Source organism: Pusillimonas sp. NJUB218 (genome assembly GCF_003788685.1).
GTDB lineage: Bacteria > Pseudomonadota > Gammaproteobacteria > Burkholderiales > Burkholderiaceae_B > Neopusillimonas.
The window spans coordinates 14579-29163 of record NZ_NQMK01000013.1 but is presented as its reverse complement, the minus strand read 5'-3'; the positions used below and the strand labels follow the sequence as shown (position 1 = coordinate 29163).

The following is a 14585-nucleotide window of genomic DNA, read 5'->3' as shown; positions in this document are numbered from 1 at the left end:
CGTCTTCGCTCTATCGGCAAATTTGTCTGGTTGCCGGTAGCGCGTTTGTCTTCAAGTCATCCCCATTAAATAGCCGCATTGACCTTGGTCACGCGGCTAAAAGTGTTTCCGCTTGATCTTGTTTCTTACAAAATTCTGATAGAATCCTGAAAATCAAATTAATAACCGTTCTCATTTAGGTTTCTATTCAGAAGGGAAGTGTGATGCATCATAAGAAACGTGTGACAGGGCGACTGGCCTATGCGGCAATCTTGGTGGCTTCGACTCAAGCTGCTTTTGCTCAGCAGGCCGACAGCGTTAAACAGCTAGATTCGGTTGTAGTGACGGCTAGCGGGTTCGAGCAAATGATTAAAGACGCACCGGCGTCGATTTCTGTGATTACCCGCGAAGAGCTCGAGAAAAAGCCATTTAACAATGTGGCTGATGCGGTTGCCGATATTGAAGGGGTGTCGGTAGAGCGTGGTGGCAAGACAGGCGGCATGAACATCAGTATCCGAGGGATGGGGTCTGACTACACGCTGATTCTGGTTGACGGCAAGCGGCTTAACCGAAACAGTTCGGGCGCACGTCCCAACGGCTTTGGCGACGTCGACACCAGTTTCATTCCCCCGGTGTCGGCTATCGAGCGTATTGAGGTTGTACGCGGCCCGATGTCGACTTTGTACGGTTCCGACGCCATGGGCGGTGTGATCAACATCATCACTCGAAAGGTGGCTAAAGAGTGGGGGGGCAGCATCACTGCCGATGGAACCGTGCAACTTAACGATACGTTCGGTAATGGCTACGGTTCGTCGTTTTATTTAAGTGGTCCCATCAAAGAAGACATGCTGGGTATTTCGATTTATGGCCGCTATGATCGAAAAATGGCCGCGCACGAAATGTACCCGGCAAATGCCGCTGAAGCGGCAAGCGGTAAATACACAGGCAACGTTGCCGGAGATGGCTATACCGGGTCAAAAATGCATAATCTGGGCGTACGCTTTGCACTGACGCCTAACGAAAACCACGATATTTTGCTAGACCTTGAGCAAGGACGGCAGCGCTATGACAACAGCACGGGCCAGTTGGGAACGTTGAATAGTGATGTTGCGCCCAATACGGCCGGAGGCGGCTACGAGCCCGAGCAACGTTACGATCGTAACCGATACGTTTTGACCCACCTTGGGCGCTACGGCAACTTGAGTTCCGATTCCAGTGTTCTTTACGAGACGACCGAGACCTTTGGCCGAACCAATCCCATGAGCCGTCCTCGCAAGTCAACCGATGGCGCGCCGCGTACACTTGAATACGATAACTTGGTATTGGACAGCAAATGGAATTTGTCGTTGCTGGACGACACCAACAACTTGACCTTTGGCGGTCAATGGCGCGAGCAAAAATTTGTCAACAGTTTGGCCGAGGCGCCACTCGATTTGAAGCAATGGCAATGGGCGTTGTTTGTTGAGAACGAATGGCGTGTTGTTGATGACTTTGCCATTACCTTGGGCGCGCGCTACGACCGAAACGAACAGTTTGGCGGTAACTGGAGCCCTAGGGCCTACGCCGTATGGAACGCCAGCCCAAACTGGACCGTCAAGGGCGGGGTTTCGCGCGGTTATAAAACGCCCGACCTGAATGTCATGACCGATGGCATTATTGGTTTACGCGGGCAGGGGACAATTCCTGAAGTGGGTAGTGCTACCCTGGTGCCCGAAAAGAGCGTGTCATCAGAAATTGGCGTTTATTTTGATGATTTGCAGGGTTTAAAAGCCAACGCGACTCTTTTCCATACCGCCTTCAAAGATAAGCTCAATACAAAAAATGTGCCAAATTGTCGAGCCAACAACGTACCCGGTTGTCTTGACTTAGGCGATTGGCGCCGTAGCGGCGCTCCGGTAGATAACTTTGTCGCGTGGGAAAACGTAGATGAAGCGACCATACGCGGTATTGAACTGGGTGGGGCGTTGCCGTTGACAGAAGTATTAACCTTGTCGGGCAATTACACGTTTACCGATGCAAAACGTGATGGCGGCGCCAACGCGGGCGAACCGTTGAACAGCGAAGCGCGTCACCGTTTGAACATGCGTCTTGACTGGCGTATTAACACGCAGGCATCGGCATGGGTGAGGGCCGAGTATCGCGCCAAGCAGTACGCCCGCATCAACGCCGAGGGTAAGCAAGACTTTTACAGCCCTTATTGGCTATTCGGTGTCGGCGGCTCTTACCAATTGACCAAAAGCATCTCAATTAATGCATCGGTTGAAAACCTGTTGAACAAAAAGTTTGTCGACTACGGCAGCTACACAACGACCGGTAACCCAGGTTGGGGCAACGCCTATTACAAGAACCTCGAAGGCCGTCGCCTTTGGGTTTCGGCGAACATGACGTTTTAATCCGGGTTAACCCTTTTGGGTTTGTCGTAAACGCCCCGCATCTCCAACGATGCCGGGGCGTTCGTATATTTATTTATACGAATTTCATTGCTGTTCTGCTAATCTTGACGCCAATTTAAAAAAATAAAGGCAAAAGAGTTTCGATGCTTGGGGTGGCACGGCGGCTGGCAGCCTTTCTGGTTTTTGTATTGGCGTCGGCATTCATTGCTCAGGCCAATGCCCGGCCCGTCGTCATTCAGCTTAAATGGCTGCATCAGTTTCAGTCCGCTGGTTTGTATGCTGCTCTTGAACAGGGCTATTTTGCCGAAGAGGATCTCGACGTCGTTTTGCGCGAGCGCGATCCAGCTAAAAATATTGTCACTGAAGTGCTCGAAGGCCATGCCGATTATGGCGTAGCCGACTCCATCTTGCTCATGCATTACGCTGCGGGCGACCCTGTCGTGCTGGTGGCGGCATTCTTGCAGCACTCGGCCGGTACACTCATGACGATGACCAGCTCGGGTTTGACTGCGCCTGCAGACCTGGTGGGGAAGCGAGTCGCCTTTTACGACAACGATTCTGACGGCATCGACGTATTAGCCTTGCTCGTCGAGCAGCGCGCGCTGAACGAGGGTCCGATCCGTGTTGCGTGGGATGAACGTCTGCGACGTTTGGCAGCGGGCGAAATCGATGCCGTAGCGGTTTACCTCACCAACGAGCCCTACGTCATGAACGAGCAGGGCCATCAAGTCAACCTGATCAGCCCCCGGCATTTTGGTATCGACCTGTACGGCGATATGTTGTTTACGTCGCGCGCCGAGGCCCAAGGCAACCCGGAGCGGGTTGAAGCTATCCGGCGAGCCGTCATTCGTGGCTGGCATTACGCGCTTGATCACAAAGAAGAAATGGTCGAGCTGATTTACCGTCGCTACAACACGCAAAATAAATCCCGCGACGCGCTCATGAACGAGGCGCGTGGCATCGAAACCCTGATCGATCGATACACAACCCCGTTGGGCCAAATCAATCCCAAGCGCGTTGCCTTTCTTTACGACAAGCTGCGTTCGCTTGAGCTGGTCAGTGCCCAGGGCAGTGCACCGCTAGGGTTGGTGTACAAGGCGGGAACAGAGAGCGGTGTTATAGACCTGACCACCGAAGAGCGCCAGTTTTTGGCCAGCCTTGAAACTATCCGGTTTGCGGTTGACGAAGTGGGTTGGCCGCCGTTCGAGTTTTATGGCGCGCAGGGTCAATTGCAGGGCATTGTGTCAGACTACCTCGATGTGCTGTCAAAGCGCCTGGGCGTCAGGTTCGAGCGCATCAGTACGCCAAGCTGGAGCGAGGTGCTTGAAGGCGTCAAGGCTCGCACCATCGATATGTTGCCGTCGGCTGCGTCTACGCCCGACCGTCGCAATTACATGGGCTTTACCGATACCTACTTAATCTCGCCCATGGTGATTGTCACCCGCGACGACGTCGATTACATATCCAGCTTGTCGCAGCTCGAAGGGCAGCGCGTGGGCGTGGTGAGAGGGTATGCGTCTGATGAAACTTTGTCGCGTTACCACCCTGGTATTGTTTTGACCCGATACGACAGTTCGCTCGATGGCTTGCGCCGTCTGGCGGCCGGCGAAGTCGATGCGTTTATCGATAATTTGGCCGCGTCCACTCACATCATCAAAATGCAAGGGTTGGCCAACCTTAAAATTTCTGGACAAACGCCTTATACGTTTGATCTGGCTATGGGGGTAAGGTCAGATTGGCCGTTGCTGCGTAATGCCATTGACAAAGCCCTTGCAGGCATGACGCCACAAGAGCACGCAGCCATCTACGATCGTTGGGTCAAGCTGTCGGTGGCCAGCCCGTTTCCGTGGGGGCGGATTCTGCCCTGGGCTGGGGCGTTGGCGCTGGCCTTGTTGGTCATGCTGGTGTATTCGATGCGCATGCGGGTACTTAACCGGCGTATTCGCCTGACTAACGCCAGTTTGCTTGAGGCCGAACAGGCGCTGCGCGAAAAGAACCGACAATTGCAAGAAGCCTCGGTGCGTGACAAATTAACGGGTGTATTTAACCGTTATCACCTCGATGCCGTCTTGTTTAAAGAGTTCGAACGGTACCAGCGCTATCACAGGCCATTTTCAATTGTCATGTTCGACCTTGATCACTTCAAACAGGTCAATGATCAGTTCGGGCATCAGGCCGGCGATGAGGTCTTGCGTCGGTTCTGCGAAATCGTGCTTAAAAATATACGCCAAAGCGATACGTTCGGGCGTTGGGGCGGTGAAGAGTTCATGCTGATTTGCCCCGACACCCTTGCCAAGGATGCATTTGTTGTGGCCGATAAAGTCAGGGCTGCCCTGGCTGGGGCAACCCTTTACCATGGCCTGGTGCAGACTGTAAGCGGGGGTATTTGTGATTCGATTGGGTGCGGCTCTATCGACCAGCAAATTTCCGGGGCTGACGACAACTTGTACCAAGCCAAAAGCGCAGGTCGTAACCGTATCGTATTTGATCTCGGTTAACGCCGGCCATTGCCTGTGTAATGTGTGCGGGGCCGGCGGCAGAAACCCACCGGCGCTGCCTACTTACGACGCCTGACCTGCAGGTCGACCTTCGACGGGTTCCGTATTGGGGTTTGCCTCGTTGTTGAATACGTGCAACGTCTGCGTCGGGAAGGCCACCTGGCCGCCATGCGAAGCAATGATATCGCCCATTTTCAGCAAGACATCTTGCTTGATTTCGTGAAACTTGACCCACGCGGTGGTCTTGGTAAAAGTGTAGACCATGATGTCCAGGGACGATGGGCCGTACTGGTTGAAATTAACAATCAGTGTTTGGTTCTGGTCAATTTCGGGGTGATTGCGCAGCATGGTCTTGATATCACTGACGATATTGCCGATGCTGGCAATATCGTCGTAGCGTACGCCGATCGTTTCAGAGATACGGCGGTTCGTCATCCGCGACGGGTTCTCTACCGCAATTTGTGTGAATATGGCGTTGGGCACATAAAGGGGGCGTTGGTCGAACGTCCGAATACGCGTAAGACGCCAGCCAATGTCTTCTACCGTACCTTCAATATTGCGATCGTTCGAACGGATCCAGTCGCCCACGGCAAAGGGGCGATCCATGTAAATCATGAGCCCACCGAAGAAGTTGGCCAGCAAGTCCTTGGCAGCGAAACTGACTGCCAGGCCACCAATACCGCCAAACGCCAGTACCCCAGAAATCGAGAAGCCCAAGCTTTGCAGCGTAACCAGTGTGGCTGTAATAAGCACCGAAATGCGTAGCAGCTTGCCGACGGCATCAACCGTGGTGATGTCGACGGGTTCGTTGTTGGCATGTCGCTTGGCAATAATTCCTTTTTGAACATTGCCAATAAAGCGGATCACGAACCAGGTAATACAACCAATAACGCCAATGACGCGGATGGGTTCGATGAGGTCGAGCAGCGTCACTTCAGTTTCAACCTGCAGGATCTCGGCGGCAAACGACAGGCCGATAATCCAGGCAAGAATGGTTGCCGGCTTGCGAACGGCCTCAATCAGGGCGTTATCCCAGAAACTGGTCGTGTGGTGTGTTTTTTCTTCTAGTTTGGCCAGAAAACGGCGCAAGAAAAAGTTGAAGACAACAACGGCAAATACAACCAGAAAGACCTGGATCGTCAGGCCGATCATGTGGTTTCCGCCGGTATATTCGGTGATCTTGTCAGCAAGATCGGAAAAAATCGGTTCTTCCATGTAATCGCTTTCCCTGTTTGCAAAGCGACCTAGTGTAACAAGACAGGGAAAGCGCGGCCAATAGGCCCTTTATTTTGCGGGTCGAGGTTTGACCTTGCCGGCAGCTTCACGTGCCCTTGCACGGGCGCGTTCTGCATCATCGTCGTAAGCCAGCGCCACACCCATACGGCGTCGAGCAAAGCTTTCTGGTTTCCCGAACAGGCGGATCTCAGTTTGAGGGACGCGCATGGCGACGTCAACGTCGTCAAAGACAATGCCGGTCGCGTCGACGCCACCGTATATGACGGCGCTGGCACCGGGGTTGCGCAGCCGGGTGTCTACGGGCAGGCCCAGAATGGCGCGGGCATGAAGTTCGAACTCGTTTTGCCATTGGGTAATCATGGTGACCATGCCGGTATCGTGTGGCCGGGGGCTGACTTCGCTAAACCACACCTGATCGCCCTTAACGAAGAGCTCGACGCCGAACAAGCCCTGGCCGCCCAAGTTTTGTGTAATAGCGTCGCCGATATCTTTGGCTTTTTGCAGTGCCGCCGGGCTCATGGGATGGGGCTGCCAACTTTCGATGTAGTCACCTTTGTCTTGCAGGTGGCCGATGGGGTCGCAGAAATAGGTTTGTGTCTGACCTTCGGCGTCTTTCGCGCGTACCGTCAGCAAGGTGATTTCGTAGTCAAAGTCTATAAAGCCCTCGACAATAATGCGTCCATGGCTGACGCGGCCGCCGGCCATGGCGTAGTCCCAAGCCTTCGCTACGTCTTGCGGGCCGTCAATTTTGCTTTGGCCCTTACCTGAACTGCTCATGACGGGCTTCACAACGCAAGGGTAGCCAATACCGTTGTCGATCGCGTCTTGCAGCTCCCGCAGCGAGTCGCAGAAACGATACGGGCTGGTGGGCAGGCCCAGTGTTTCGGCGGCCAGCCGCCGAATGCCTTCGCGATCCATGGTCAGGCGCGCCGCACGCGCCGTAGGGATGACTTTGACCTTGCCTTCTGCTTCCAGTGTTTCAAGGGCTGGAGTGGCAATGGCTTCGATTTCGGGAACGACCAGGTCAGGTTGTTCAGATTCGATCAGCGCGCGTAGTTGTTCCGGGTCGGTCATGACCAGCGTGCGGGCATGATGCGCCACCTGGTGACCTGGGGCATCGGGATAGCGGTCAACGGCTATTGTTTCAACGCCTAGACGTTGCAATGCAATAATGACCTCTTTGCCAAGTTCGCCCGAACCCAGCAGTAAAACTTTGGTAGCAGAAGGTGAAAGCGGGGTGCCAAGCGTTGTCATGGTGGTTCTGTCCAGCATCAAAAACAGTCATTTTAGCGGTTATGTTTGTCAGACAGTAGCGGTCTTCAAGGCGCCTTCACCTCTACAATAAAGTCATGTTTCGTTCGCTCAGGCTCGTGTTGGTTTTTGGTTTTATAAGTTGCATATGAAATACATCTTTGTTAATATTCCAGTCCAGTGGAGTTGGCAATGCGTCTGACACGATTTTCAGATATTGGGCTGCGTGTGCTCATGTACTTGGCGCAGCAGGCTCGCGAACAACCCGTTACCGTGGCCGAAATTTCCAGCCAGTTCGGGGTACCGCACAATCATCTGGTTAAGGTGGTGGGGGCAATGGCCAAGCAAGGGTGGATTCACGCTACGCGCGGTCGTCACGGCGGTGTGCGTTTGGCGGTATCGCCCGGGCAACTGCCTATTGGCAGCGTTCTGCGTACCCTCGAAGGCGATCGTGAAGCCATCGATTGCGAGGGGTTGGCCTGTCGTCTTGCTACGCAGTGTTTTTTACGCAATGCGTTGCAAGAAGGTTTGAATGCGTTTTACAGCGCGATGGATCGCTACACTTTGGCCGATGTGGTCGGTACCGAAACTGGCGAAAAAATCGTACAAATGCATCGCAGTTTTTTAAAGCAAAGCGCGGGTTGAACGCTTGCGTTTTTTTTAACTTAAATGTTGCATATTAAAAGCAACAATTGGAGTGAGTCGTATGTTGTCGCAGGAAGCCCGTCCGTATATCGATGCCAGTGTCCCTGTTTTGCGCGAGCATGGCGTCACCATCACACGCACGTTCTACCAGAACATGTTTGCCGAACACCCTGAGCTGACCAATATCTTTAATATGGGGAATCAGGCCAGCGGTGCTCAGCAGCAGTCATTGGCGGCGGCCGTATTTGCTTACGCGGCCAACATCGACAACCCAGATGCCTTGGCCCCGGTCGTCAGTCGTATTGTTCATAAGCACGCGTCGGTGGGTATTACGGCTGAGCACTACCCCATTGTTGGCCGTCATTTGCTGGGGGCGATTCAGCAAACATTGGGCGACGCGGCAACGCCCGATTTGCTGGCTGCTTGGGGCGAAGCCTACGGATTGCTGGCTCAAGCCTTTATTGACGAAGAACGGAAGTTGTATGAAGCCGCCGGGGTTGAGCCAGGTCAATTGCGTGAAATGACGGTGGCCCAGGTGGTCGAGCAAAGCGCCAATGTGCGTTCATTTATCTTGATGCCGACTGACGGCCAGCCGCTGGCTGACTTCAAACCCGGTCAGTACATCAGTGTCGAAGCCAATTTACCTAACAGCCGCCGCCAACTGCGACAGTACAGCATGTCAGATGCGCCGGGCGCACCGTACTATCGTATTTCGGTCAAGCGCGAAGCGGCGGGCACCGAAACACCTGCCGGCACAGTGTCGAACTGGTTGCACGATAATCTGAAGCAGGGCGGTACATTGCGCATCAGCCCGCCGTTCGGCGATTTCACCCCCAATGTCACGTCCCAGACGCCCATCGTACTCATGTCGGCTGGTATTGGTATAACGCCCATGATTTCGGCCCTGAATGCCATCGCGACGCGCCATCCTGAGCGTCAGGTTGTTTTCGCACATGCTGCACGTGATGCAGCGCATCACGCTCATCAAGACGATATTGCACATGCCCGGGCTGTCATGCCGAATCTGCAGGTCGTTACGTTCTATGAAACGATGGATGCCGGGCACGAGGGCAAGCCGGGCTACCACGCAGGTTTTATGCGTGTAGGTCAGTTGCCTGCCTGGGCGTATGCTGATGTGCCTGTGTATATGTGCGGTCCGCTTAAATTCATGCAGCAGCAGTGGCGCGATCTCGTTGCACAGGGTGTGCCGCCCACCAAAATTCATCAAGAGGTATTTGGCCCCGACCTGCTGGATCACCTGCGTTAATTCCGGTCAGCAGGGCGCGCATTGCCCCGCTTCGGCGGCGTTGGCGCGCAAACTGCCGGGGTCGACTGAAAGGCATGACCTATACTTGGGGTCATGCCTTTTTTATTCATTTGAGCGCCGACAAGCCGATGCCCATGCAACAGCTGAATTTACTCGGGGGAATCCGCACCCAAGGGTCTTCGTCTGAGCAAATCGGGCCGCAGGCTTTTATCTTCAGGGGCTTTTTGCTTGATGACGCTGCGCAGTTTCTTGCTGACCTGAACGGTGTTTTGCAAGTTTCCCCCTGGCGCCGGATGCCTACGGTACGGGGATGGATGTCGGTTGATCAATCTAATTGTGGCCCTTACGGATGGATATCCGACAAAACGGGCTATCGCTATTCGTCCACCGACCCGCTTTCAGGTCAACCCTGGCCCGACATGCCTGAGTTGTGGCAACAGCGAGCGTTCGAGGCCGTCGACGCCGCAGGGTTTAAGTGCTTCGAACCACAGGCTTGCTTGCTAAATCGTTACCGTCCGAAAAGCAAAATGGGTTTGCATCAAGACCGTGACGAAGAAGATCTGGCAGCGCCCATTGTTTCAGTGTCCTTGGGGTTGCCGGCAGTTTTCCTATTTGGCGGGCTGCGACGAACAGACCCGGTAGAAAAGTATTTGCTTGAGCACGGCGATGTGTTGGTTTGGGGCGGGGTCGACCGTATGCGGTTTCATGGAGTTATGCCGGTTCGACAGGAAAATCATGAGTTACTGGGCGAGCAGCGCCTGAACCTGACATTTCGGCGCGTGCAGCGCCGATGAGCGCAAACGTTTAAATCTGTTTCGTTTTGGTGCAGGGCGCGCGCCCCATGGGTATTTTGCGACAAGCGACATAGCGCGTTTGTCTTGGCATGCAAATTGCTTAAGTAAGTTTGGCACATCTTGTTTGCTGTCAAACTTCAAAAGGAGCTCGTCATGCCCTCAATTTCTGTAGCAAAAGCTATGTGCGGTGCTGTCTTGGCCGCTGTGATTGTCACGCCGGTTGCGGCGCAATCCACCGAACCGGTCTCGCCGGCTTCAGACTTTTCGTTCAGTGCCAATATGACGCTGGCTAGCCAGTACCGCTACCGGGGGCTGATGCAGACCAATAACAAGCCAGCCATTCAGGGTGGCTTCGACTTGAGTCATAGTAGTGGTCTTTACATCGGCAACTGGAACTCGAGCATCAGTTGGCTGGGTGATTCTGACGACAATGTTTCTGCACCCCTCGAGATGGATTTTTACGCTGGCTACACCGCACCGATCTGGGGCGATCTGACCATTGATGTGGGGGTCTTGCAGTATTACTACCCGGGTAGTTACCCGCGGGGTTTTGTCAGCCCCGACACTACCGAGCTTTACCTGGGGCTGGGTTATGGCCCGGTGTCATTCAAGTATTCGCATGCGGTCACCAATTTGTTTGGCTGGGCCGACAGTAAAAATAGCCAATACTACGATTTATCTGCCAGTGTGCCGACGGGCTTTTGGGGTTTGAATGTCGATGGTCATGTGGGCTACCAGCGCGTGCGCAACCTGGCAGATGGCAACTATACCGACTGGTCGTTGGGCTTGAGCAAAACCTGGGGTAATGTCACGGCCTCGCTGGCTTATGTCGACACCAACGCTGACAAGGGCGTATACACCAGCGCAGCCACAGGTCGATACCAGGGGAAAGCTGCTGCAGTTTTTTCATTAACCGCAGCGTTCTGATCGGTACGATTCGAGGCGAATGTGAAAGCGGGGTCTTCAGCTCGAAGACCCCGCTTTTTTCTATAGGGCGATGGCGCGGATGAGTCGAGTTTGGGTCAAATGATCGAATCGGGACATTTGGAGCGAGGCGTGTCTTGAGAGCGTGCCTGAGTGACGACACACCCGGCTGGCACGTCCTGGGTCAGCCAGACATTGCCGCCAATGACGCAGCCTTTGCCCAAAATCACGCGCCCCAGAATGGTGGCGCCGGCATAAATGACGACATCGTCTTCCACTACAGGGTGACGCGGTAGGCCTTTTTGAAGTGAGCCGTCTTCGTCTGTCGGGAAGCTTTTTGCGCCGAGGGTGACGGCTTGGTAAATACGTACGCGTTCGCCGATCACGGTGGTTTCGCCAATAACGACGCCGGTGCCGTGATCAATGAAGAAACTTCGGCCAATTTGTGCGCCCGGGTGGATGTCGATACCCGTCTCGGCATGTGCCATTTCGGCTGCAATCCGGGCCAGCAATGGCAACTTGTTGGTGTACAGCTCGTGCGCTATGCGGTGGTAAATCATGGCCTGTACACCGGGGTAGCACAGCAAGACTTCATCGACACTTTGCGCTGCGGGGTCGCCCTGATAGGCCGCCAGCACGTCGCTGTCGAGCATGTTGCGGATGTGCGGTAATTTGTTGGCCAGGTTCGAGACGGCTTTGAAAGCACGAGCCTCAAGCTCGTTGTCGTCTAGTGGGGCGTGCCTGTTCTGGTAACGGATTTCCAGGCGAGCTTGCCCTAGCAGTGTATGCAGGGCCGTGTCGATGGTGTGGCCCACATAATGGTTTTCGCTGTCGTGTCGTAAGTCGGTAGGCCCCAGACGCATCGGGAATAGTGCGCCTTTCAGGGCGTCCATGACGTCGGCCAGTGCCTGGCGCGATGGAAACTCACGACTGCCAGGTTCGCGAGAACGCCCTTGAGCGGTACGCCACTCGCTGCGGATATCGGCCAGTGATTGAACGATTGAGTCGATGTTGAAAGACGCCATGTCAGCAATTACGCCAAGAATAAAAGACAAAATCTTACCACCTGGTACAAGCTCTGGCGGTGGTGACTTTATGTTGTCAGGTCAGCACGCGCGAGACCACTGCGGAAGGGAGGGGCGCCACTTCGTCTTGATGTGGCGCCAGGCGCGCTCATGCAAGGGGAGCAAGGCCACATTACAAATCGGCTCGACCAGGGCGGCCAGGCCACCCGTCATCACCGATCCTGTCATCGCGTAGGTAACGCCAAAGGCGACGCCCATGTGCAAGAGAACCTGGCTGGTTTTTTCAAGGACAATCATGATGTCGCTCCGTTTTCTAAGTTGAGTTAATGATAATCAATCTCAATAGAGCGGGATATTTGATTGTTTCAATCTCTGCGATAGGGGCGTGCTATTGGGGGCGTGTGGATGATATGCCGATGATGGAATCGTTCAAAAAATAAACCCCACTATGAACAACAGTGGGGTTTATCAACAGATTGCCGGCTTTTAATACTGAAATTTCTTCAGAACTCTTCCCAGTCGTCTTCTTTGTCGGTTCTTGTTGTCGACGATTGATTATTAAGGTCGGGTCGTCGTAGCTGGGCGTCGTTGCGCGCTGCGCCAGACCCCGAGCTGTCGTGCCCCGAGGTTGATGCGCCCGCGCGTCGGACTGAGCGTGTTGCGTCGTTTGAAAGTGCATTATGACGCTGCGCCGAATCGCGGGGGGATTCACCCGAGGCTGGTGCGGCGTAGCCTTGGTGATCATGTGATGCATGCGTCTCGTCCGTGTGTGCATCTCGGGCGCGCGTCTTCTTGGCAGAGTGGCCTGTCGGCAACTGTGCGGCTGCAGCCACCGGGATGGCCCGGGCGTTGGCTTCGGGTGCCGGGTTCTTGACTTCGCGTGCGGAGACGTCGATATAGTCACGCCCAATATCAAACAGGTTAACGACTTCTACTAGCGTGGCCGCCTGTGCTTTAAGGCTGTCGGACGCCGCGGCAGACTCTTGTACCAGCGCAGCGTTTTGCTGGGTTACATCGCTAAGCTGCAAGACGGCATCATTGACCTGACCGATACCCGACGTTTGCTCGTCGGTGGCCGCACTGATTTCATTAATGAGGTCGGTAACGCGCTGAACGTGGGTAACAATGCCCTGCATCGCTTCGCCGGCTTCGTCCACTAGCCTGGATCCGGCATCGACCTTCTGTACGCTGTTATCAATAAGATTCTTGATGTCTTTGGCGGCGGAGGCACTTTTTTGTGCCAGGCTGCGCACTTCGCTGGCTACGACTGCGAAGCCACGGCCTTGCTCGCCTGCGCGTGCAGCTTCGACGGCGGCGTTAAGCGCCAAAATATTGGTCTGAAACGCAATGCTGTCGATAACCGAAATGATGTCAACAATCTTGCGCGATGACGCGTTGATTTCTTGCATGGTGTCAACAACGTTGTTGACCACCTCACCGCCTTGAACGGCCGCGCCACTGGCCGCAGAAGCCATGTGTGCAGCCTGCTTGGCGACATCGGCATTGCTTTTGACGGTGCTGGCCAGTTGCTCCATGGCTGCCGCAGTTTCTGTCAGGTTGGCGGCTTGCTCTTCGGTGCGACGAGCCAGGTCGACGTTGCCCGTTGCGATTTCAGCCGAGCCGGTTGCAATATGATCGCTGCTGTTGCGCACTGCCAGAACGACCTTGCGCAACGAGTCTTGCATCTGGTTCATGGCGTTCATGATGCTTTGCTTCGCATTGCGTGGCACAACGATTTTGTTGTTCAGGTTGCCTTTGGCAATAGCGGCTGCTATTTGTGCCACCTCGTGGGGTTCGCCGCCCAACTGCCGCGTAAAGCCCCGGGTGATTAACAAGCCCAGAATAATGGCAATCAGCGCACCGCCGGCTGTCAGGCCGATCATCAATGTAAAAGCTTGTAGGTAAATTGCCTTGATTTCTTCGGTGGCTGTCAGCGCATTGTCTTGCTGGTCGTAAACAATGCGCTTGATCAGGCTTTCGGCTTCGTCGCCCAGGGGGCGCATTTCTTTAAATACGCGCTCGGTCGTGTCCAATCGGCCCAGTGTTTCGGCAGGTTGTTCGCGAACGATATCTTTTGCCGTTTTTTCGAATGCATTGACCGCCTCGCGTGCCTTCTCGACGGCGCGTTTGCCTTCGTCGCTTTTCACGGTACGTGCCAGGTCATCTAGGGCCATCTTGGCCGAGATGAAGTGGTTATCGATAGAAAAGTATTCGGAACGGTATTCGTCTTCGGTGGAGGTGAGCAGGGTATTGCTCAGGGCGCGCCCGGCGGCAACCAACTGACGATCGGCTTCGGTGGCATGGCGCATACCGATAAACTCGTTTTCGTACAGGCGGTCCGTCATCTGGCTGATGCGCTGCATGGACTGGATGCCCACAAACCCGATAATGGCGGCGATGGCTGCGACAATCAGGAAGCCGCCAATCAGTTTGGTTCGGACCCTCAGGGTTTTAATTCTGCTCATTCTGTCTCCGGGAAAGCGCAAATAGTTACCAAATTAACGTAACGGCAATATTTGGTGAAACTTTACCGATACTACCGTGGGTGTTTACCCTGCAGTAAGCAGAAATAG

General features: G+C 54.5%; 11 protein-coding genes. 6 read left to right on the top strand and 5 right to left on the bottom strand.

The features are described 5' to 3' along the window. Positions 1-203 precede the first annotated feature (203 nt). Positions 204-2372, top strand: a complete 2169-nt coding sequence (locus CHR62_RS14770; RefSeq protein ID WP_123661436.1) for a TonB-dependent receptor domain-containing protein — start codon at positions 204-206, stop codon at positions 2370-2372. A 143-nt stretch (positions 2373-2515) separates the two neighbouring features. Further along, positions 2516-4870, top strand: a complete 2355-nt coding sequence (locus tag CHR62_RS14765) for a transporter substrate-binding domain-containing protein (protein WP_123661435.1) — start codon at positions 2516-2518, stop codon at positions 4868-4870. A gap of 63 nt (positions 4871-4933) precedes the next feature. On the opposite strand, the gene CHR62_RS14760 is transcribed toward CHR62_RS14765, so the two are convergent. Both CHR62_RS14760 and purT read right to left on the bottom strand, forming a co-directional pair. Continuing rightward, positions 4934-6085 carry a mechanosensitive ion channel family protein gene (locus tag CHR62_RS14760; protein WP_199722965.1) on the bottom strand — a complete coding sequence of 384 codons (1152 nt, stop codon included), beginning with the start codon at positions 6083-6085 and terminating at the stop codon, positions 4934-4936. 69 nt (positions 6086-6154) lie between these two features. Next, complete coding sequence (gene purT / locus CHR62_RS14755) at positions 6155-7360, bottom strand: formate-dependent phosphoribosylglycinamide formyltransferase (protein WP_093969616.1); 1206 nt, start codon at positions 7358-7360, stop codon at positions 6155-6157. A 189-nt stretch (positions 7361-7549) separates the two neighbouring features. On the opposite strand from purT, the gene CHR62_RS14750 reads away from it, so the two are divergent. From CHR62_RS14750 to CHR62_RS14735, 4 genes are all read left to right on the top strand, one after another. After that, on the top strand, positions 7550-8002 hold the full coding sequence (locus CHR62_RS14750; protein ID WP_123661434.1) for an Rrf2 family transcriptional regulator: 453 nt from the start codon (positions 7550-7552) through the stop codon (positions 8000-8002). 61 nt (positions 8003-8063) lie between these two features. Further along, complete coding sequence (gene hmpA / locus CHR62_RS14745) at positions 8064-9269, top strand: NO-inducible flavohemoprotein (protein ID WP_123661433.1); 1206 nt, start codon at positions 8064-8066, stop codon at positions 9267-9269. A 134-nt stretch (positions 9270-9403) separates the two neighbouring features. Beyond that, positions 9404-10063: a DNA oxidative demethylase AlkB gene (alkB, locus tag CHR62_RS14740; protein ID WP_123661452.1), complete on the top strand. Its 660-nt coding sequence runs from the start codon at positions 9404-9406 to the stop codon at positions 10061-10063. A 153-nt stretch (positions 10064-10216) separates the two neighbouring features. Next, positions 10217-10990: a TorF family putative porin gene (locus tag CHR62_RS14735; protein ID WP_233575029.1), complete on the top strand. Its 774-nt coding sequence runs from the start codon at positions 10217-10219 to the stop codon at positions 10988-10990. Between the two features lie 95 nt (positions 10991-11085). On the opposite strand, the gene epsC is transcribed toward CHR62_RS14735, so the two are convergent. From epsC to CHR62_RS15960, 3 genes are all read right to left on the bottom strand, one after another. Further along, positions 11086-12012, bottom strand: a complete 927-nt coding sequence (epsC, locus tag CHR62_RS14730; protein WP_093970042.1) for a serine O-acetyltransferase EpsC — start codon at positions 12010-12012, stop codon at positions 11086-11088. An 81-nt stretch (positions 12013-12093) separates the two neighbouring features. Next, positions 12094-12309: a DUF2061 domain-containing protein gene (locus tag CHR62_RS14725; protein WP_123661432.1), complete on the bottom strand. Its 216-nt coding sequence runs from the start codon at positions 12307-12309 to the stop codon at positions 12094-12096. 206 nt (positions 12310-12515) lie between these two features. Then, complete coding sequence (locus CHR62_RS15960; RefSeq protein ID WP_123661431.1) at positions 12516-14477, bottom strand: methyl-accepting chemotaxis protein; 1962 nt, start codon at positions 14475-14477, stop codon at positions 12516-12518. Positions 14478-14585 lie beyond the last annotated feature (108 nt).

Coding starts and splice junctions, on each gene's coding strand:
- CHR62_RS14770 (WP_123661436.1), top strand. CDS start 204: ATGCATCATAAGAAACGTGTGACAGGGCGACTGGCCTATGCGGCAATC.
- CHR62_RS14765 (WP_123661435.1), top strand. CDS start 2,516: ATGCTTGGGGTGGCACGGCGGCTGGCAGCCTTTCTGGTTTTTGTATTG.
- CHR62_RS14760 (WP_199722965.1), bottom strand. CDS start 6,085: ATGGAAGAACCGATTTTTTCCGATCTTGCTGACAAGATCACCGAATAT.
- purT (WP_093969616.1), bottom strand. CDS start 7,360: ATGACAACGCTTGGCACCCCGCTTTCACCTTCTGCTACCAAAGTTTTA.
- CHR62_RS14750 (WP_123661434.1), top strand. CDS start 7,550: ATGCGTCTGACACGATTTTCAGATATTGGGCTGCGTGTGCTCATGTAC.
- hmpA (WP_123661433.1), top strand. CDS start 8,064: ATGTTGTCGCAGGAAGCCCGTCCGTATATCGATGCCAGTGTCCCTGTT.
- alkB (WP_123661452.1), top strand. CDS start 9,404: ATGCAACAGCTGAATTTACTCGGGGGAATCCGCACCCAAGGGTCTTCG.
- CHR62_RS14735 (WP_233575029.1), top strand. CDS start 10,217: ATGCCCTCAATTTCTGTAGCAAAAGCTATGTGCGGTGCTGTCTTGGCC.
- epsC (WP_093970042.1), bottom strand. CDS start 12,012: ATGGCGTCTTTCAACATCGACTCAATCGTTCAATCACTGGCCGATATC.
- CHR62_RS14725 (WP_123661432.1), bottom strand. CDS start 12,309: ATGATTGTCCTTGAAAAAACCAGCCAGGTTCTCTTGCACATGGGCGTC.
- CHR62_RS15960 (WP_123661431.1), bottom strand. CDS start 14,477: ATGAGCAGAATTAAAACCCTGAGGGTCCGAACCAAACTGATTGGCGGC.